The organism is Anabaena sp. FACHB-1237 (genome assembly GCF_014696225.1).
GTDB lineage: Bacteria > Cyanobacteriota > Cyanobacteriia > Cyanobacteriales > Nostocaceae > FACHB-1237.
In genome coordinates this window covers 134,067-154,779 of the sequence record NZ_JACJPV010000007.1, presented here as the reverse complement: position 1 = coordinate 154,779, position 20,713 = coordinate 134,067, and the positions used below count along the sequence as shown (strand labels likewise).

Annotated in this window: 18 protein-coding genes, 1 tRNA gene and 1 pseudogene; 15 read left to right on the top strand and 5 right to left on the bottom strand. The window is 36.6% G+C overall.

The window, feature by feature from the left end:
- Positions 1 to 129: 129 nt before the first annotated feature.
- Positions 130 to 780 (top strand): annotated as a pseudogene (locus tag H6F32_RS05820) (DNA cytosine methyltransferase); the annotation flags it as partial.
- Between the two features lie 139 nt (positions 781 to 919).
- The gene (locus tag H6F32_RS05815; RefSeq protein WP_190368388.1) at positions 920 to 2,161 is read left to right on the top strand and encodes a YcjF family protein; all 1,242 of its coding nucleotides are present in this window, start codon (positions 920 to 922) and stop codon (positions 2,159 to 2,161) included.
- Between the two features lie 189 nt (positions 2,162 to 2,350).
- Here the strand turns inward: H6F32_RS05815 and H6F32_RS05810 are convergent, their stop codons facing one another.
- The 4 genes from H6F32_RS05810 to H6F32_RS05795 form a co-directional block, all read right to left on the bottom strand.
- The gene (locus H6F32_RS05810; RefSeq protein WP_190368387.1) at positions 2,351 to 2,569 is read right to left on the bottom strand and encodes a transposase; all 219 of its coding nucleotides are present in this window, start codon (positions 2,567 to 2,569) and stop codon (positions 2,351 to 2,353) included.
- Positions 2,570 to 2,642: 73 nt separating this feature from the next.
- Positions 2,643 to 2,993, bottom strand: coding sequence for a DUF1257 domain-containing protein (locus H6F32_RS05805; RefSeq protein WP_190368386.1), 351 nt, complete (start codon positions 2,991 to 2,993; stop codon positions 2,643 to 2,645).
- Positions 2,994 to 3,151: 158 nt separating this feature from the next.
- Complete coding sequence (locus tag H6F32_RS05800) at positions 3,152 to 4,666, bottom strand: AAA family ATPase (RefSeq protein WP_190368385.1); 1,515 nt, start codon at positions 4,664 to 4,666, stop codon at positions 3,152 to 3,154.
- A gap of 80 nt (positions 4,667 to 4,746) precedes the next feature.
- Positions 4,747 to 5,094 carry a hypothetical protein gene (locus H6F32_RS05795; RefSeq protein WP_190368384.1) on the bottom strand — a complete coding sequence of 116 codons (348 nt, stop codon included), beginning with the start codon at positions 5,092 to 5,094 and terminating at the stop codon, positions 4,747 to 4,749.
- A 164-nt stretch (positions 5,095 to 5,258) separates the two neighbouring features.
- Here H6F32_RS05795 and H6F32_RS05790 point away from each other — a divergent pair, with 164 nt between their 5' ends.
- From H6F32_RS05790 to H6F32_RS05775, 4 genes are all read left to right on the top strand, one after another.
- Positions 5,259 to 5,783, top strand: coding sequence for a hypothetical protein (locus H6F32_RS05790; protein WP_190368383.1), 525 nt, complete (start codon positions 5,259 to 5,261; stop codon positions 5,781 to 5,783).
- Positions 5,784 to 6,435: 652 nt separating this feature from the next.
- The gene (locus H6F32_RS05785) at positions 6,436 to 7,587 is read left to right on the top strand and encodes an NAD-dependent epimerase/dehydratase family protein (RefSeq protein ID WP_190368382.1); all 1,152 of its coding nucleotides are present in this window, start codon (positions 6,436 to 6,438) and stop codon (positions 7,585 to 7,587) included.
- A 199-nt stretch (positions 7,588 to 7,786) separates the two neighbouring features.
- Positions 7,787 to 8,905 carry a glycosyltransferase family 1 protein gene (locus H6F32_RS05780; protein WP_190368381.1) on the top strand — a complete coding sequence of 373 codons (1,119 nt, stop codon included), beginning with the start codon at positions 7,787 to 7,789 and terminating at the stop codon, positions 8,903 to 8,905.
- Positions 8,906 to 9,002: 97 nt separating this feature from the next.
- Positions 9,003 to 11,564, top strand: a complete 2,562-nt coding sequence (locus tag H6F32_RS05775) for an adenylate/guanylate cyclase domain-containing protein (protein ID WP_190368380.1) — start codon at positions 9,003 to 9,005, stop codon at positions 11,562 to 11,564.
- 48 nt (positions 11,565 to 11,612) lie between these two features.
- Here the strand turns inward: H6F32_RS05775 and H6F32_RS05770 are convergent, their stop codons facing one another.
- Entirely contained in the window at positions 11,613 to 11,885 is a 273-nt protein-coding gene (locus tag H6F32_RS05770; RefSeq protein ID WP_190368379.1) for a hypothetical protein, read from the bottom strand.
- A gap of 386 nt (positions 11,886 to 12,271) precedes the next feature.
- On the opposite strand from H6F32_RS05770, the gene purC reads away from it, so the two are divergent.
- From purC to H6F32_RS05725, 9 genes are all read left to right on the top strand, one after another.
- Complete coding sequence (purC, locus tag H6F32_RS05765) at positions 12,272 to 13,003, top strand: phosphoribosylaminoimidazolesuccinocarboxamide synthase (RefSeq protein ID WP_190368378.1); 732 nt, start codon at positions 12,272 to 12,274, stop codon at positions 13,001 to 13,003.
- Between the two features lie 112 nt (positions 13,004 to 13,115).
- Positions 13,116 to 15,374 carry a BamA/TamA family outer membrane protein gene (locus H6F32_RS05760; protein WP_190368377.1) on the top strand — a complete coding sequence of 753 codons (2,259 nt, stop codon included), beginning with the start codon at positions 13,116 to 13,118 and terminating at the stop codon, positions 15,372 to 15,374.
- A 94-nt stretch (positions 15,375 to 15,468) separates the two neighbouring features.
- Positions 15,469 to 16,305 carry a UDP-3-O-acyl-N-acetylglucosamine deacetylase gene (gene lpxC / locus H6F32_RS05755; RefSeq protein WP_190368376.1) on the top strand — a complete coding sequence of 279 codons (837 nt, stop codon included), beginning with the start codon at positions 15,469 to 15,471 and terminating at the stop codon, positions 16,303 to 16,305.
- Positions 16,306 to 16,423: 118 nt separating this feature from the next.
- On the top strand, positions 16,424 to 16,930 hold the full coding sequence (gene fabZ, locus H6F32_RS05750; protein ID WP_190368375.1) for a 3-hydroxyacyl-ACP dehydratase FabZ: 507 nt from the start codon (positions 16,424 to 16,426) through the stop codon (positions 16,928 to 16,930).
- A gap of 176 nt (positions 16,931 to 17,106) precedes the next feature.
- The gene (lpxA, locus tag H6F32_RS05745) at positions 17,107 to 17,919 is read left to right on the top strand and encodes an acyl-ACP--UDP-N-acetylglucosamine O-acyltransferase (protein WP_190368374.1); all 813 of its coding nucleotides are present in this window, start codon (positions 17,107 to 17,109) and stop codon (positions 17,917 to 17,919) included.
- A gap of 104 nt (positions 17,920 to 18,023) precedes the next feature.
- Positions 18,024 to 19,199, top strand: a complete 1,176-nt coding sequence (gene lpxB / locus H6F32_RS05740; RefSeq protein ID WP_190368373.1) for a lipid-A-disaccharide synthase — start codon at positions 18,024 to 18,026, stop codon at positions 19,197 to 19,199.
- Between the two features lie 120 nt (positions 19,200 to 19,319).
- A complete protein-coding gene (locus tag H6F32_RS05735; RefSeq protein ID WP_190368372.1) occupies positions 19,320 to 19,742 on the top strand; it encodes a TerB family tellurite resistance protein in 423 nt (140 codons plus the stop codon).
- 197 nt (positions 19,743 to 19,939) lie between these two features.
- A complete protein-coding gene (gene ribH / locus H6F32_RS05730) occupies positions 19,940 to 20,428 on the top strand; it encodes a 6,7-dimethyl-8-ribityllumazine synthase (RefSeq protein ID WP_190368371.1) in 489 nt (162 codons plus the stop codon).
- Between the two features lie 151 nt (positions 20,429 to 20,579).
- A tRNA-Gly gene (locus H6F32_RS05725) sits at positions 20,580 to 20,651 on the top strand.
- Positions 20,652 to 20,713: the final 62 nt, after the last annotated feature.

Sequence of the window (20,713 nt, the reverse complement as noted above, 5' to 3'; positions counted from 1 at the left end):
CAACTGGTATGAAGTACAGAGGAATCTGTTTACTTTAGTTGTACGTGAGCATATTTTTGCTAATCTTAATAGCGATCGCATGATCTAGAATACATAGATAATGTTTTTTGTCAATGCGTAAGTCCTAGTAATGAAAATTTAGGCAGAGGAGATTTAAGTATTGTATTTGCTGAAATTGTAGCTGCTGTTAATTGTCAATGGTTTGTGATGGAGAATGTAGATAGATTTCGTAAAAGTAATAAATATCAACAAGTCAAATCAATATTAAAATCTGCTGATTATGGATTAACAGAAATAGTATTAGATGCTAGTTTGTGTGGAGTACCTCAAAAGAGAAAAAGATTTTTTTGTATAGGAGAAAAACATGGTATAGATAATAATTTACAACCTTATTTAACTACTAATTTATCTACTAAACCAACTACAATTAGAGATTATTTAGGAAACAGTTTAGGAATAGAATATTATTATAGACATCCTAGAACTTATCAGCGTCGCGCTATTTTTAGTATTGATGAACCTAGTCCAACTATTAGAGGTGTTAATCGTCCTATTCCTAAAAATTATCAATTACATTCAGGAGATGTTGCTCCCATAACACCTAATTTACGTCCTTTAACTACCTTGGAAAGAAGTTATATTCAAACTTTTCCTAAAGATTTTATTTTTACAGGTTCAAAAACAGATTTAGAACAAATGATAGGTAATGCTGTACCTGTGAAATTAGCTGAATATGTGGCTAAATCTTTGATTTTATATATTTGTGATAGGTATATTTAATTGTACACTCTCTTGATATCCTCACTATAAATTAATATTACCACTCCTATAGTACGGACATCTTCCTCCCTATTTTGTAACCTATTTAGATAAAATTGAATATATAACTAATATATAACTTCTACCAACAACAAAACCCATGACAGAACAACCCGATAACTCCTGGAAAACCCGCATTAGCGACATATTCAACCAAGCAAAAACCAAAATCTCCCAAATATCAAATATCCAACAATGGTTTACCGTTAGTGATAGTCAAATTGCCGAAATTCTCACCACAATTCGCGCCGAATTACCCACCACAGAAGCCTTATTAATTGGTAAACCACAAACCGGTAAAAGTTCCATAGTCAGAGGTTTAACAGGCGTTTCCGCCGAAATAGTCGGCCAGGGTTTTCGTCCCCACACTCAAAACACACAGCGCTATTTTTATCCCTCTAGCGACTTACCATTATTAGTTTTTACTGATACTGTAGGTTTAGGAGATATCAGTCAAGAAACAGATACTCTTATTCAAGAACTAATTAATGATTTACAAACCGAAACTAACCGCGCTAGAGTTTTCATTCTCACAGTAAAAATCAATGATTTTGCCACCGATACCCTGCGCCAAATTATTACAAAATTACGTCAACAATTCCCGAATATTCCCTGTTTATTAGTCGTCACCTCCTTACATGAAATTTATCCCCAAGCTATAGAAAATCATCCAGATTATCCTCCAGATTTTACCGAATTAAATCGCGCATTTACCGAAATTAAAGAAAATTTTGCAGGTTTATACAATAATGCTGTTTTAATTGATTTTACCTTAGAAGAAGATGGTTATGATCCCATATTTTATGGTTTAGAATCTCTCAAAAATAACCTAGCAGAATTATTACCCCAAGCAGAATCAAAAGCAATTTATCAACTACTAGATCAACAATTTAGCGAGAAGTTAGGTAATATTTATCGAGATGCTGGCAGACGTTATATGTTAACTTTTTCCATGATGGCCGCAACTTTAGCCGCCGTACCTTTACCTTTTGCAACCATGCCGGTTTTAACCGCTTTACAAGTTTCCATGGTAGGACTTTTAGGGAAATTATATGGTCAAACATTAACACTATCTCAAGCTGGAGGTATTGTGAGTACCATTGCTGGAGGTTTTATTGCCCAAGCAATTGCGCGAGAACTAATTAAATTTATCCCCGGTTTTGGTACTGTTATTGCTGTTTCTTGGGCAGGTGCTTATACGTGGGCATTAGGTGAAACTGCTTGCGTTTATTTTGGTGATTTAATGGGAGGAAAAATCCCTGATCCGCAAAAAATTCAAAATGTAATGGAAGAGGCTTTTAACGAGGCAACAGAACGGTTTAAACACATGAAAAATGAATGAGATTCAGATCCCCAACTTCTTTACAGCAATTTGATTCTGGTTTCGCACAAAAACGCATTACCGAAGCGAAGGACTTTCAGTGCGTTAGGCACAAAGTAAGACTAAAATTAATTTAGAGTGTGGTCTAAATACATAAAAACTGCTGTAACCAAATAGTGAAAGATGCAGGTCATCCGGTGATATTCCTACCTAAATATTATCGCTTATTATTTTATTTGAACCTTGATTTTTTCTAGCATAAATTCTGGAGAGTTTCTTTAATTTTTCTAAATTTTCACCACAATTTTTAGGATTCTCAAAAACCTCTCCAGTGCTTAATGTTGTTAGATTTTTCACACCTAAATCAACACCAACAGGATCATGTTTTTTAACAGTTGGTTGACATTCTTGTTCATAGGAAAAAGACAAAAAAGCGGGCTAACCGCTTATAAAAAGGTTAACCCGTTCAGCTTTGGGAACGCGCAGATAAGAATGTTAATGCTTACTGCAATACTAATTTAACATTAGCGTTTTGCAAACCGCGCTGTTTTACTTCAGCTAAAGTCTTATTAACGGCGTATTTTTGGTTAATGGAGTTAATCAATTCAGTTTGATTGTGTTTCTTCGCAACGCCCCACAGATCAGCGATCAAGTCAAAAGAACCATCACTATTGCGAGACCAGCCTAAATCGTACTCACCGTCCAAAACAGCAACGATATCTGAACGCAAGCGCTGACCGTTATAACCACGCACATCAGCTTCAGTCTTCACGGTGATACCTAAATCGCGCAAAGAAGACTTGAGAATTTCAGCATCGGTGATTTTGGTACGCAGAGTGCTAAAGTGAGACATTTGGGTTTCCTCCAATAAGAAGATTGATGAGAAAAACGACAACGGTTTCTTGATCAGAACAGCCACATTAACTTGGGGTTAATTGGGACGTGACTGGTTTTCGTAACCCGTTAACCTTACGGCTAACCTTTACCCTCTGTCATCCAGAAGGAAAGCTTTTAAAACTCCAATCGCTGATACTCAGCTACGGAGGCTGCGGCAGGGCGAGCGCGTTGTCTTGCCCAATCTCGCAACGCTGTCACTTGTTCTTGCATCGTTCGTGACAACGGCAGAGTTGCCTTTAAAGCAGCAATAATATCTAATTGTGTGAACTCTCGATCTTGGGCAAAAGCCTCGTACATTGCCGCAATAATCGCTTGTTCAATTTCTGCTCCGGAAAAGCCGTCTGAAGTTTTTGCTAGTTGTCCTAAATCAAATCTAGCAATATCCTTACGTCTTTTGGTCAGGTGAATACTAAAGATATCCTGACGTTCTTCCGGTGTAGGTAAATCTACAAAGAAGATTTCGTCAAAGCGACCTTTCCTCAAAAACTCCCCAGGTAAACGTTCTACCCGGTTCGCCGTCGCCATTACGAAAACTGGTGATTTCTTTTCCTGCATCCAGGTGAGGAATGAACCAAAGATTCTACTGGATGTTCCCCCATCGGAATCGCCAGAACCCGCACTACCCGCAAAAGATTTATCCAATTCATCAATAAACAGAATCGTGGGGGAAATTGATTCTGCTGTCTTTAGGGCATTGCGGAGGTTGGCTTCACTTCGACCCACCATTGAGCCGTCGTAAACCCGCCCCATGTCCAGTCTGAGAATTGGTAAACCCCATAAACGGGAGGTGGTTTTGGCAATTAGTGACTTACCGCAACCTGGAACACCAAGAATTAACATCCCTTTCGGTTGTGGTAACCCATACTCTCTCGCTCTTTCCGTAAAGGCGTTGGAACGTTGAGTTAACCACTTCTTCAACTCTTCTAAACCACCAACAGCATCAATAGTTTCATCTTCTTCGATGTATTCTAAAATTCCGTTGCGACGAATTAGTTGTTTCTTTTCCGATAAAACTATATCAACTTCATTTTCCGTCAAGCGTCCACTTGTTACCTGCGCTTTGCGATACACTTTCTCCGCTTCATCTTTAGTTAAACCTAAAGCCGCTCTGAGTAGCTTTTCTCGTGCTTCAGTACTTAAACGCTTGCCCCGATTTTGGTCTATATGTTGAGTTAAAACTTTATTTAACTCCGCCATATCAGGTAGTTGGAAATCTAAAACAACAACTTCTTTCTCTAATTCTATCGGAACTTGCTGCATTGGCGACATTAAAATGATCGTCTTTTGCATTCCTTTAAAACTAGCGATCGCATCCCTTAAGGATCTTGTTGTCGCTGGCGCATCAATAAAAGGATGTAAATCTTTAAGAATAAATATACCTGGTTCTTTCTGGCGAATAATCCACTCTATCGCCGCTTCTGGAGATACTGTATTGTGTTGGGTTGTATTCCGGGGTTGACCATACTCCACAATACCGTGAGTCACCGTCCAAACGTAAACTCGTCTTTGGGGTTTTAACTCAACATTAGCAACTTTAAAAATGGCTTGCTCTGCCCGCTCTTCCTCGGAGGTCACAAGGTAGATTAAAGGGTATTGAGCTTGTATGAGTATGTTTAGCTCTTCTTTCATACTATTGACCTACTTGAGACCCTATAGAAACAGCATTGAACTATGAATTAACTTATGAAGTGTTTATTCATAACTCCTATTTAACATGGAACTAGCTCTTCCTCGCTTTTCGGTTGAGTTGGGCATCGTTCTCTTTCGTCAACAGGTAGATGATCTCGACCAATTACTCCCGGTAGGTTGCCTAAGCACACTAGTTCTCCATTGCGTATTACCAGTGAACTTTCGCAAATAGGACAGGAATAAACCCGATGTGTTCGCCCATAAGAAGATTCTTCTAATTCTTCTACTAGTTCTGAATTGCTCAGGTAAAAATCTAATGCTCGTTCTGCTATGTCTGACATAGTTTCTGAGTCAACTGCTGAACGAATTTTTAGCTTCCTTTGCAACTCTGGCGATAAATATAACGTAACCTTTTGCTTAGTTTGCATATCACTTTTTACTGGTCTTACCCGGGTATGTATATCACTCTATCTGGTTCTTTTATTGTTGTCAAGATCATCAGGCGTTTTAACTGCAATATTGTTACATTTCTTTACAATTAAGTAACAGGGAACAGGTAATGGTAAAATAAGTACATAATATACCAGGATTAATGTTTGATTTATGCAAAGGTGCTTATATGTATTTACAGAAAATCATGTCTAATATGACTATCACATTAAGCACTGCATTTTTTTTGAGTGGATGTAGTTTATATACTGGTAGTCCATCATGGAAAACTTACCAAAATGAACGTTATGGTTTTGAGTTTCCCTATCCTAGCAATTGGCAAATATCTAAAAATCCTGATAATAGTGATGGTATTGCTTTTTTTTCTCCTAAAAATCAATCTGTAGAAATTCGTTCTTGGGTGAGTAAAAAGTTAGATAATAATATTAATAATTCTGAAAATTACGAATATAAAAATATCAGTCATAATTTTGAAACTTTACAAGGTTTTCCGGCAATTTTAATTATAGAAGTTGGTGAGAAAGAAACGGTAATGAGGTTAATAATTAATCAGGAACAATTAGAATATTATTGGCAGGGAAAAACCAACAGTCAGGAGTTTCAAGATTATTATCAAATGTTTTATTATATTGCCAACGAGTATAAAATTAGTAAATTTAGTAAATGACAATTTATATATTTTTTATATAGTTTTGAATTTAGGCTCTCCTAGAGTGGTTATGGTAATTTAACAAAAAATAATGCTTAATTAGTATACAAGAATCCCATCAATCAAAAACAATAGATTTAATAAAAATTGATTTTGATTTTATTAAATTTCTTGCTACATACTGAAACAGTCATTCAAGATTTTGGCATCATAACTTAAAAATTCAGATATCTTAGGTAAATACCTATGAAAATCCATAGTTATAGACCTTTTTCTCACCTTAACGAGGTACAATTGCCCAAAAGATGACATCACTTATTGCACGTATTGATAATTAAAAAATCCAATTTTCCTTCACAGTTTCACCATTTTCCGCAGTGCTACGTTTCTCAGTAGGATATAAAGATATTTGATACATTCTGATTGATCGTTAAAATATCCTCATTGAACTTAAACTATTTTCCGATAAAGCGCAACTAATTATAGAGCAAAAAAATAAAGACGCAGTTGAGAGTTAGCTAGTTTCCGCTAAAGTACAACTACTTATAGAGTAAAAAAACTAATAGCCAATAGCTAATAGCCAATAGCTGATAACTTATGAGAATTTCGTGGTGAAGATGGTACACAAACCTGATAAATTTAGCTATCAGCGAGTAAAAAACTGGTAAAGATGAAAGTTCTGGTTATTGGTGGCGATGGGTATTGTGGATGGGCAACCGCACTTTACCTCTCTCAGAAAGGTTATGAAGTTGGAATTTTAGACAGTTTGGTGCGTCGGCACTGGGATAATGAACTTGGTGTGGAAACTCTGACCCCGATCGCATCAATTCAGCAACGCATCCAACGGTGGTACGATTTAACAGGTAAAACTATTGACTTGTTTGTTGGGGATATCACAAATTACATTTTTTTGGATAAAACCCTAGATCAGTTTAAACCAGATGCGATCGTCCATTTTGGTGAACAACGTTCCGCCCCTTTTTCCATGATAGATAGGGAACACGCCGTTCTCACTCAGGTGAATAATGTTGTAGGTACGTTGAATTTATTGTATGTTATGCGCGAAAAGTTCCCTGATTGCCATTTGGTAAAATTGGGAACTATGGGCGAATATGGTACACCCAATATTGATATCGAAGAAGGTTATATCACCATTGAACATAACGGACGTAAGGATACTTTACCCTATCCCAAACAGCCCGGTTCGATGTATCATTTGAGTAAGGTACATGATAGCCATAATATTCATTTTGCTTGTCGCATTTGGGGTTTGCGAGCGACTGATTTGAATCAAGGTATTGTCTATGGTGTACTAACCGACGAAACTGGCATGGATGAACTGTTAATTAACCGTTTGGACTATGATGGTGTCTTTGGTACAGCATTAAACCGTTTCTGTATTCAAGCGGCAGTAGGACATCCTTTAACGGTTTATGGTAAAGGTGGACAAACTCGCGGATTTTTAGATATTCGTGATACTGTACGCTGTATTGAATTAGCGATCGCCAATCCCGCAGAACCAGGCGAATTTCGCGTATTTAACCAATTTACCGAATTATTTAGCGTTGGTGACTTGGCGATAATGGTACAAAAAGCTGGTGCTGCAATGGGTTTAAAAGTGACCGTTGATCACATTGATAACCCCCGCATTGAAAAAGAAGAACACTATTTCAACGCTAAAAATACCAAGTTATTAGATTTAGGTTTACAACCTCATTATCTCTCTGATTCTCTCCTTGACTCATTATTAAATTTTGCTGTCAAATATGACCAACGAGTAGATCATCAGCAGATTTTACCTAAAGTAACTTGGCATAGATAGTAATTAGCAGTCAGTAGTCAGTAATCAGCAGTCAGTAATCAGCTTGTTTGTAATGTACTAAATAATTTTTAGTGTATTAGTAATCGCTGAAAGCTAGTGGCTGATAGCTGATAGCTGATAGCTGATAGCTGATAGCTGATAGCTGACTCCTGACTCCTGACTCCTGACTTCCGACTTCCGACTTCCGACTCCCCTATTTATGAAAATTGCCCTATTTACAGAAACCTTTTTACCTAAAGTAGATGGTATAGTTACTCGATTATGTCATACCGTTGACCATTTACAACGAGATAACAATAAAGTATTAATTTTTTCGCCAGAAGGCGGTATTAAAGAACATAAAGGTGCGAAAATTTACGGAGTGAGTGGCTTTCCTCTTCCTCTCTATCCAGAATTAAAAATGGCCTTACCTCGGCCAGCTATTGGCCAAGTCTTAGAAGAATTTAAACCAGATATTATTCATGTCGTTAATCCCGCAGTACTAGGATTATCAGGGATTTTTTATAGTAAAGTTATGAAAATTCCCCTTGTTGCTTCCTATCATACCCATCTACCTCAGTACTTACAACATTATGGTTTGGGAATGTTAGAAGGTCTACTATGGGAATTATTAAAGGCAGGACATAATCAAGCACAGTTAAATCTATGCACATCTACAGCGATGATTGAGGAACTAGCAGTACATGGTATTGAAAGATTAGACCTGTGGCAACGAGGAGTAGATACAGAACTATTTCATCCAGACTTGGCTAGTTTAGAAATGCGATCGCATCTTAGCCAAAATCATCCAGAAAGCCCCCTATTATTATACGTTGGTCGTTTATCAGCAGAAAAGGAAATTGAGCGGATTAAACCCATATTAGAAGCCATTCCTGATGCACGTTTAGCATTGGTGGGAGATGGTCCAAACAGAGCAAATTTAGAAAAACACTTTGCAGGGACAAATACCCATTTTGTCGGTTATTTGCTGGGGAAAGAACTAGGATCAGCTTTTGCGAGTGCTGACGTATTTATTTTTCCCTCTCGTACAGAAACATTAGGTTTAGTGCTTTTAGAAGCTATGGCGGCAGGATGTCCCGTAGTAGCAGCCCGATCTGGTGGCATTCCTGATATAGTTACAGATGGAGTTAATGGTTATCTTTTTGACCCTAAAGCCGATATTCAAGCAGCTATTAATGTAACAATAAAATTGCTACAACAAAAACAAGAACTTGCTATAATTCGGAAGAATGCTCGCATAGAGGCAGAAAAATGGGGATGGTCTGCTGCTACTAGACAGTTACAAGGTTATTATCAAAAGGTAATTGGTAATTGGTAATTGGTAATTGGTAATAATTGGTAACTGGTAAAATTAGTCAAACAAATAACTATTATGCTCAGTTCCCAAATATAAAACCTAAAATGCAAAAATTATTATGACACTTCCTAACCCTGGTAGTATTTTAGCCGCATTAACGGAACTTACACAAACAAACCGTACTCATACTTTATTAAGTAGAGTAAAAGACCTTTCTGTAAATGAATTTGTTTGTCTATTAGATTTTATCACAGCCGAGTTTCAACAATTCATTAGAGCTATTGATTTAATCAATAATGAAGCTCTGGAAACTATGCTAGAAAAAGTTTTAGAAGCAATTACATTAAAAATAGGACAAATTCTGCAAGCACAACATACTGCTATTTTTTTAGTAGACTACGATCAAGGTCAATTATGGGCAAAAATTCCCCAGGATAATAGTCAGAAATTCTTAGAAGTTAGAACTTCTATAAATGGAGGTATTCCTGGCCATGTTGCTAGTACAGGTAATTGTTTAAATATCGCAGCAACTAGAGATCATCCCCTATTTAGCTCAGAGTTAGAAAAACAAATGGGCTATACAATTCATAATATTTTATGTATACCTGTTTTGAGTAGTAAAAATAAAACTGTGGCAGTGGTGCAATTAGCTAATAAAGCGGGAAATGTTCCTTTTAATGAAGAAGATGAGGAAAGAGTTAGAGATTTTACGTCAGCTATTGGTATTATTTTAGAAAGTTGTCAATCTTTTTATGTTGCTGCTCGTCATCAAAGAGGAGCTACAGCTTTATTACGAGCTACTCAAATTTTAGGCCAAAGTTTGGACTTAGAAGCCACTTTACAAATAGTCATGGAACAAGCCAGAATTTTAATGCAGGCTGATAGAAGTACATTATTTTTATATCGTAAAGAAATAGATGAATTATGGACTAAGGTAGCTGAAGCTAATAGTAAAGAATTAATAGAAGTTCGTATTAGTGCTAGTAGAGGTATTGCTGGTTATGTCGCTTCCACAGGTAAAGCGTTAAATATTCCTGATGCTTATACAGATCCTCGTTTTGATCCGTCTATAGATCAAAGAACTGGATATGTGACTCGCAATATTTTATGCCTACCTGTATTTAATTCATTTAATGAGTTAATTGGAGTGACACAATTAATTAATAAACAACAGGGAAGTTTTACTTCTTCTGATGAGGAGTTTATGCGAGCATTTAATATTCAAGCTGGTATAGCTTTAGAAAATGCTCGTTTATTTCAAAGTGTCTTATTAGAAAGACAATATCAAAAGGATATTTTACAAAGTTTATCTGATGCAGTAATCTCTACAGATATGCAAGGTCAAATTGTCACTATTAATGATGCTGCTTTAGAATTGTTAGGTTGTGAAATTAAAAATAATAATAATAAACACAATAAACTTTTGTGGCAGAAAAAATTAATTGGCCGCAAAGTTTGGGATGTTGTACCTATTGAAAATTTGCAAATGCGTTTGCAGGATAGTTTAAAATATGGTGCTAAACATTATTTACCAGAACAGAGTTTGTCAGTAGGATTACATAAGAATAACCAAACTGATGAGTTAATTTTATCAATTAGCGATCGCACCAACCCGCATATTTTTATCCCCTGGAATGAAACAGGTACTTATCCATCAGAAATATTTAATACTAAAATTAATCATCACATAGTTGAAACTCTAGAACGTAGTATCAATTTAACCGTCAACGCCCTGACAAACCCGGAGGGAGAAGTACGTGGTGGTTTAATAGTTTTAGAAGATATCAGCCGCGAAAAACGCATGAAAAGCACTATGTACCGTTATCTTAACCCCAACGTCGCTGAACAAGTTATGGCTTTGGGACAAGATACTTTGATGGTGGGTGAACGGAAAGATGTTACTATTCTCTTTTCTGATATTCGAGGCTATACCACTTTAACGGAAAATTTGGGTGCTACGGAAGTGGTATCTTTGCTGAATCAGTATTTTGGAACTATGGTAGAAGCTGTATTTAACTATGAAGGTACTTTAGATAAGTTTATTGGGGATGCATTAATGGCTGTATTTGGCGCACCTCTTTCTTTATCAGAGAATCATGCTTGGCTTGCTATTCAGTCTGCTTTGGATATGAGACAACGCTTAAAAGAATTTAACCAACAGCGGATTTTTTACTCCCAACCACAAATTAGAATAGGCATTGGAATTAGTTCAGGAGAAGTAGTTTCTGGTAATATAGGTTCTCAGAAACGGATGGATTATACAGTAATTGGTGATGGTGTAAATTTGAGTTCTCGGTTAGAAGGCGTGACTAAAGAATATGCTTGTGATATTATTCTTAGTGAGTTTACTTATAATCTGTGCCGCGATCGTGTATTCGTCCGTCAACTTGACAAAATTTTCGTTAAAGGTAAACATCAATCTGTAAATATCTACGAGTTGATAGGCGATCGCTCTACTCCCCTAGATGCTAATACTCAGGAGTTTTTACATCATTATCATGCTGGACGTAGTGCCTACATAGCAGGAGATTTTTCATCAGCTATCGCGCATTTTCAAGCAGCTAGACGCATCAATCCCATAGATAAAGCAACTTCTATTCACATAGAACGCGCCTACAACTACCAAAAAACGCCCCCACCAAATTCTTGGGATGGCGTTTGGAATTTTATGGGTAAATAGAGTGATTGGTGATCGGGTAAAATATAATTTTCCCGACTCCCGACTCCTTTATGGTGTATCTTGATCATCATTGTGAAAAGGATCAGAACCAATTCTTAATTGCTTTTTAGAACGTTTTAACTCCTTCCAAAGTTGCTTAATTTGTTCATAAGCCTCTTCTGGGGGAATTTTTCCACCAGTTTCCAAATTACAGATATAACTAATTCTCAAGGCAAATTCTTGTAAATTAGAATTGAAGACTAAATTTTCCGGTTTAACATGACCATAATAACGGCCACGGGGATAGAGAAAATCATCTTTGCTCATTACTTTTTTCTCCATGATATACCCTCTCTATGAACTTATATAAATTTATGTCTTATTAAAAGTGACTGAACACATTAGAAATGAATCAATTGTGACATTTTTGCTAAAAACTCCCATATCTAAACTTGTGACTTTTTGGATAAACCAATACTATATTACTTTTTACTGAAAAAAGCAAAACTTTTTTATTGGTATCAAAATAATATTAACCTAGATTCAGTAAATTTTCATCTTTTTCATGTGATCAAAGTAACGTTATCAGCAATACGCAAGTATCACTAGGAAAAATTAGTATTTTTGCTCATAACTAGATGACTCAGTGACTTCTGATCCCTGAATTCTGATATAGTAAAACCAAGAAAAATCTCAACATCCCCCTACTAATTAGTATAACAACTACCATGTCAATTTACTCTAAAATATACGAAGGAAAAGCCAAAATTCTCTATAATACAGCAGATCCAGAAATATTGTTAGCAGATTTTAAAGATGATGCTACGGCTTTTAATGCCCAAAAACGTGGAACAATAGATAATAAAGGAGTCATTAACTGTCAAATTTCTAGTCATATATATCAAGCCTTGGAAAAACAAGGTATAAGAACACACTTTATTGATAGTCCAGCCCCACAACAAATGAGGGTAAAGGCAGTAAAAATTATACCATTAGAAGTAGTAGTGAGAAATATTGCAGCCGGGAGTTTATGTCAACAAACGGGGTTAGAGCTAGGAACAATTTTAGCAAAGCCTCTGGTAGAATTTTACTATAAAAATGATGAATTAGGAGATCCATTATTGACAAGCGATCGCCTAGAACTTCTCCAACTAGCCACAAAGGAACAGGTTAAGGAAATTATTAATCTTGCATTAAAAATCAACGAATTTCTCAAGGATTTTTGGAATAAGTGTAGCATTACCTTAATAGACTTCAAGCTAGAATTTGGTTTGGACACACAACAACAAATCATTTTAGCTGATGAAATTAGTCCCGATACCTGTCGTTTATGGGATACATCACAAAAGGATCCCAACCTTCGCGTTATGGATAAAGATAGGTTTCGTAAGGACTTAGGAAATGTGGAAAATGCTTATCAGGAGGTTTTACAAAGAGTATTAGCAGTTTGTAAATTGTGAGTATAGAGTGGGGAGTGGAGGAGTAGAGCGAAAATTCCTTATTCTGACTCCTGACGGCTGTAATAACCAAAAAATAGTTACTTTAAGATGGTGTGTGATAGTGAAAAACAATATGATTAAAACAAAGATATCTCCAAGAATAATGGCTATAGTAGCCATCACAGTACCTTTGACTGCGATGAAAGCAAACAGTCAAGAAAGTGCTAGTGCTACTATTGTAGCAACAACAACACAGGTAGACACATTAGCAACAGATAATACTTCACAAAATTACCAAAAATTAGTAAACCCCAACGTATCATATCCAGAAGCATTAACTTCTGTATCTTTCCTTAGTGGGGAGATATCTCGATCAGAAACTAGCAAAAACGAGACGCAACAAGAAACAAATTCTGCTGCCAATATCAATAATCAAATTACCAATTTAAAAACTCCAACAATATCATCAAAAATAGCACAATCAGAACAGAATACGCCTAAACGTAACAACTCAGAGGAAAACACCGCAGAAACTAGAGTATTAATCTCAGAAGTAGCAGTAAAATCAGACAAGGGACAAATTGATCCTAAGTTAGAAAACGAAGTGTACAGAGTTATTCGTACCCAAGCAGGACAAACCACCACTAAAACCCAGCTACAAGAAGATATTAACGCCATTTTTGCCACTGGGTTTTTTGCTAACGTACAAGCATTACCAGAAGATACTCCTTTAGGAGTGAGAGTCAGCTTTATAGTTACTCCTAACCCAGTTTTAAGCAAAGTAGAAATAGACGCGAATCCAGGAACAGATGTAAAATCTGTATTACCTAGTACCGTAGTAGATGAAATATTTAAGGAACAGTATGGTAAGATACTTAACCTACGGGATTTACAAGAAGGTGTTAAAGAATTAAACAAACGTTATCAAGAGCAAGGTTATGTCCTCGCTAACCTTATTGGTGCGCCACGTATTGCTGAAAATGGAGTAGTTACCTTACAAGTAGCTGAAGGAGTCGTAGAAAGCGTTAAAGTAAGATTCCGCACCAAAGATGGAGAAGACACTAACGAAAAAGGAGAACCAATTCGCGGCCGCACCAAAGAGTATATTATTACCAGAGAACTGGAATTAAAACCAGGAACAGTATTCAACCGTAACACAATTCAGCAAGATTTACAACGAGTATATGGTTTAGGACTGTTTGAACCACCAGATAATGAGCCTATATCCCTTGATCCTGGTACTGATCCCAGTAAAGTGAATGTGGTGTTAAATATAATTGAACGTAGTAGTGGCTCAATAGCTGCTGGTGCGGGTATTAGTTCCGCCAGTGGTTTATTTGGAACTGTCAGTTATCAACAGCAAAACCTGGGGGGTAAAAACCAGAAATTAGGGGCTGAAGTACAATTAGGAGAACGGGAATTACTGTTTGATATGCGTTTTACCGATCCTTGGATAGCAGGTGATCCTTATCGTACCTCCTTCACAAGTAATATCTTCCGTCGTCGTTCCATTTCTTTAATTTACGAAGGGAAAGATAATGCTATTGAAACATTTGATCCTGGTAATAGAACTAATACTGACGCACAGGATCGTCCCAGGATCACTCGTTTAGGTGGAGGTGTTACCTTTACTCGTCCTTTTTCTACTAATCCTTTCAAAAGTTCGGAATGGTTAGCATCTTTAGGTTTGCAATATCAAAGAGTTTCTGCCCGTGATGCTGATGGTAATTTACGCAAAGAAGGGGCAATATTTAATGATGATGGCAATCAATTAAGTGCTACAGTTCCTTTAACCTATTCTGGTTCTGGTGAAGATGATTTATTACTGTTAAAGTTGGGCGCACAACGGGATCTCCGCAATAACCCATTACAACCAACTAAAGGATCTTATCTGAGTTTTGGTGTAGATCAGTCAGTACCCATTGGTTCAGGTAGTATATTCTTAACTCGATTAAGAGGTAATTATAGCTATTACATACCTGTTAAATTTACTAGTTTTGGTGGTAAAAAATCAGAAACTTTAGCTTTTAACATCCAAGGGGGTACAATTCTAGGAGATTTACCACCCTATGAAGCGTTTACTTTAGGTGGAAGTAACTCTGTTCGTGGTTATGATGAAGGTAGATTAGGTTCAGGCCGTAGTTATGTACAAGCCTCCGCAGAATATCGTTTACCACTATTTTCTGTGATTAGTGGAGCTTTATTCTTTGATTATGGCAGTGATTTAGGTACTAGCACCAGAACGGCACAGTTATTAAATAAAAATGGTAATGGTTACGGTTATGGTTTAGGGGTTCGGGTACAGTCTCCCATCGGTCCAATTCGCTTGGATTATGGTATCACTGATGATGGTGATAGTCGGATTAATTTTGGTATTGGGGAGAGGTTTTAATAATCAATTGACAATGCACAATTAACTAACACACTAACAACAGTTACAAAGATTCAAGTCTAGAAACTTTTAAAAGCACAAGTGATAGGGTATTATGGAACAATTTACGTTATCAGAGGAAATAATCCAAACAGGTGTAGGTTTACATAGTGGTGTTCATACCAAAGTTAGAATTTTACCTGCTGATGTAGGATGTGGACGTTATTTTGTGCGCGTTGATTTACCTAATACCCCTATTATCCCTGCTCAAGTGGCTGCTGTTAATCAAACTACTCTTTCTACTCAATTAGGTAAAGATAATGTTTCTGTAAGAACAGTTGAACATTTATTAGCATCTTTAGCCGCCTTAGGTGTAAATAATGCTCGCATTGAAATTGATGGTCATGAAGTTCCTCTTTTAGATGGTTCTGCTCAAATTTGGACACAAAGTATTTTAAATGCTGGTTTAATTCCACAGCATACTACAGAACATCAACCATCTGTAAATATTTCTGAACCTATTTGGATATATCAAGATGATGCTTTTGTTGCTGTTTTACCTGCTTTAGAAACTCGCTTTACCTATGGCATTGATTTCGACTTACCTGCTATTGGTAATCAGTGGTATAGTTGGCCTTTACATGGGGATTTTACTACGGAAATTGCTCCTGCTCGCACTTTTGGCTTAGAACATCAAATTGAATATTTACAGAAGTCTGGGTTGATCAAAGGTGGTAGTTTAGATAATGCTCTAGTTTGTGGCCAAAAAGGTTGGTTAAATCCTCCTTTGAGATTTGCAAATGAACCAGTCCGTCATAAAATATTAGACTTAGTAGGAGATTTGAGTTTATTGGGAGTTTTCCCTGTGGCACATTTTTTAGCATATAAGGCTAGTCATAATTTACACATTCAACTAGCTCAGAAAATTATGGCACAGTTAGATCAGTCCTAATTTACCAAGCAATTACTGAAATTTGAGATTGTAGATTTACGGCTATTTACAGTAGCTAAAATTACTATTAATCTAAAATTGCTACCCCTTGATCCCATATCATTATTACTACATACCGATGTCAACTATTACCTCATCAATTTCTGAAACAGTAAATACATCTCCCGAAGAAGATAATCATGAAGTAATTAAAACTACTTTTTCTATTGAGGAAATTCAGGAGCTTTTACCTCATCGTTACCCTTTTTTATTGGTAGATAGAATTATTGATTATGTACCGGGTAAAAAAGCTGTAGGTATAAAAAATGTCAGTTTTAATGAACCGCAATTTCAAGGACATTTTCCAGGGCGATCGCTGATGCCCGGTGTATTAATTGTGGAGGCTATGGCACAGGTAGGAGGTGTAGTAATGACCCAAATGGAAAATTCTACGAAAGGTTTATTTGTATTTGCGGGAATTGACAAAGTTCGTTTTCGTAGGCAAGTTGTACCTGGCGATCAGTTAATAATGACTGTGGAACTGCTATGGGTAAAACAGCGTCGTTTTGGCAAAATGCAGGGTAAGGCTGAAGTTGATGGCAAATTAGCGGCTGAGGGAGAGTTAATGTTTTCTTTGATTAGCTGATATAGCTTTCAGCAGTCACCCATCAGCAGTAAGTATTAAGTAGTTTAATTATTCTCCTGACTCCTTGATCTCCTGACTCCTACATTCTCGTCATCCTCACACGTAAATCGCTTGATCTGGCACTTTTTTAATAGAAATTGACAATATCCACAGCACTTAGTTTTGGAGCATCACCATTGAAAACACTTATACATCCAACTGCTGTAATTCATCCTCATGCGGAACTTCATCCAACGGTGCAAGTCGGAGCTTATGCTGTGATCGGAGACAATGTGAGGATAGATGCAGATACGGTAATAGGCGCTCATGTCGTTTTAGAAGGACCTTGTGAAATTGGGGTGGGAAATCAAATTTTCCCCGGCGCTGCTATTGGAATGCAACCCCAAGATTTAAAATATGTAGGCGAACCCACATGGGTAAAAATTGGCGATAATAATTTTATTCGAGAATATGTAACTATTAACCGCGCTACTGGTAGGGGCGAAGCAACTACTATTGGTAATGGTAATTTATTGATGGCTTATGTTCATGTTGGTCATAATTGCATAATTGAAGATGGAGTAATTATTGCTAATTCCGTAGCTTTAGCTGGCCATGTACATATTGAATCGCGTGCTAGATTGAGTGGGGTTTTAGGTGTACACCAATTTGTACACATTGGCACAATGTCTATGATCGGTGGTATGACAAGAATTGATAGGGATGTAGCTCCTTATATGTTGGTGGAAGGTAATCCATCAAGGGTGCGATCGCTCAATCTAGTGGGTTTAAAACGCTCAGGAATGCCTACAAATAACTTCCAGACTCTAAAAAAGGCTTTTCGTATTCTTTATCACTCTGATCTGCTTTTTCAACAGGCTGTACAGGAGTTAGAAACTTTAGGAAATACGGAGGAGTTAGAACATTTACGAAGATTTTTGTTACTGTCGCAAATGTCAGGAAGAAGAGGCTTAATTCCAGGGAAAGGAAAGAACAAGGAGTTAGAATAAGGAATTTTCTGCCAAGATCAATGTAGGGGTTTAGCATTGCTAAACCCCTAAAAACCCCTACAAAATACAATAAAATACAATAAATTTTACATCTAAAATCTAAAATGCGAATATTTATTAGCACTGGGGAAGTTTCCGGGGACTTACAGGGTTCATTATTAATTAGATCGTTAAAAAAACAAGCAACTGCTAATCATATTAACCTAGAAATTGTGGCTTTAGGTGGTGAGAAAATGGCTGAAGCTGGAGCAACAATTTTAGGTAATACTAGTGGTATTGGTTCAATGGGTTTGATTGAATCTTTGCCTTATGTTATTCCTACTTTAAGGGTACAACGTCAAGCGATCGCTTATTTGGAAAAAAATCCGCCAGATGTAGTGGTACTAATAGATTATATGGGTCCAAATTTAGGAATTGGAACTTATATGAAGGAAAATTTACCTGACGTTCCTGTGGCTTATTATATCGCTCCTCAAGAGTGGGTTTGGTCTATGAATTTTCAAAATACTAACCGCATTGTGGGGTTTACAAATAAGTTATTAGCAATATTTCCTCAAGAAGCAAAATATTATCAAAAACATGGCGCTGATGTGGCTTGGGTTGGTCATCCTTTAATTGATAGAATGGCTAATGTAACTACTAGAGAAATAGGAAGAAATAATTTAGGAATTAAAGCAGAAGAAATAGCGATCGCACTTTTACCAGCTTCCCGTCGTCAAGAATTAAAATATCTCTTACCTTTGATTTTTCAAGCAGCAAAAAATATTCAAGAACAATTAGCAAATGTTCATTTTTATATTCCTATTTCCTTAGTAGAATTTCAAGAACCTATCGAAAAAGCAATTAAAAAATATAACTTACAAGCAACTATTGTATTAAATAAAAAAGAGGAAATTCTCGCCGCAGTAGACTTTGCAATTACTAAGTCTGGAACTGCAAATTTAGAGTTAGCTTTACTAAATATTCCCCAAGTAGTAATTTATCGCTTAAATAGTGTTACAGCTTGGATAGCACGTCATATTCTTAAAGGTTCAATTCCCTTTGCTTCTCCTGTAAATTTAGTCGTAATGAGAGAAATTGTCCCAGAATTATTACAAGAAAAAGCCACTTTTGAAAATATTACTCAAGCAGCAATGAGAATATTAACTAATAAAGAAGCGAGAGAAAAAATGTTATTAGACTATCAAGAAATGCGACAATGTTTAGGAGAAATTGGAGTTTGCGATCGCGCTGCTGAAGAAATCTTAAATATGAGAAAATTGATAATTACTGATAGCTGACTCGGTAACTCGTTGACTCAGTGACTCCTGTGGTTTAAGAAAAACTAACAATTCTAATTTATTGGGATGAACAGTTGTAGGATTTGAACAGAATCCGAATCTACCAGAGCAGACAAAATTATGGTTGATAATTCTCATGTCAAAAACCTGGTGAAAATCCTGATTGGAGCAGCTTGGATTGATGGTAAAATCCAACCAGAAGAGCGCCAATATCTCCGGGAAATAGCTCATGTTAAAGGTTTAGCTCATGATCCAGAAATTAAACCCTGGTTATATGAATTAGTCCCCGTTCAGCCAGAACAGTGTTATCAATGGGTGAAAGAATATTTAGGCGATCGCCCCACTATAGAAGATTATACAACCTTAATTGAAGCTATTAGTGGTTTAATTTACAGCGATGGAGAAGTTGCTATAGAAGAAGCAAAACTGCTAACACATTTAGAAGAACTAAGTCAATTTGTTAATTCTCAACCAGGGACTCATACCATTATACTTAAACAAATTCAAAAACTTTATCGGCGTTGGGTTGACGTGCAAAATTAACAATTAACGCTCATATCCCAACTATATTATTTGTATTCGGGGTTCCACCATCAGCTAGAATATAAAGCTAAAAAGTTTGGTTGTCAAATCATAGTTGCAGAACACCCTGTACACCTATCAGAAGCAAGAATTAATTTTTAGTTTTTTCTTAGTTTTTTCATTTTGTCCATTATTGTCAGTTTATACAAGAGGTACTGATGGCGGTTTTTGAGGGAAATTTCATACAAACAGAGTCTTTACGGTTTGCAATGGTTATTGGCCGTTTTAATGATTTAGTGGTTCTCAAACTTTTAGAAGGTTGTAAAGACTGTCTTAAACGTCATGGTATAGATCCTGAGCCTGATGGTACACAAGTTGATTATGTATGGGTCCCTGGTAGTTTTGAAATACCTACAGTGGCACGTCAATTAGCACTTGCTCAAAAGTATGATGCTATTATTTGCCTGGGTGCGGTAATTAAAGGACAAACTCCACATTTCGATTATGTATCAGCAGAAGTTTCTAAAGGTATTGCGGCTGTAGGTTTTCAAACTGGTGTACCTGTGATTTTCGGCGTTTTAACCACAGATACCATGCAGCAAGCCTTAGAACGCGCAGGAATTAAGAGTAATCATGGTTGGGAATATGCGATGAATGCTATAGAAATGGCTAGTTTAATGCGTCAATTACGTTCTCACCTGGGATAATTGATCCTGTCACCTCAAAGCTGATTACTGATTGTTAAATGATAGCTGATAGCTAACTGCTAACTGCTATCAAAAAAAACAAAAAAAAATAATTTAGGGGTTGACAAACTAGAATAAATCTGAAATACTAATATTTAGTTGAGAAACAGATGCGGGTATAGCTCAGTGGTAGAGCGCAACCTTGCCAAGGTTGATGTCGCGCGTTCGAATCGCGTTACCCGCTTTAGTTTAAAATGCTGAATAAATTTGGTGGTCAGTCTAAAGACTAAAACCTAATTGCTCTAT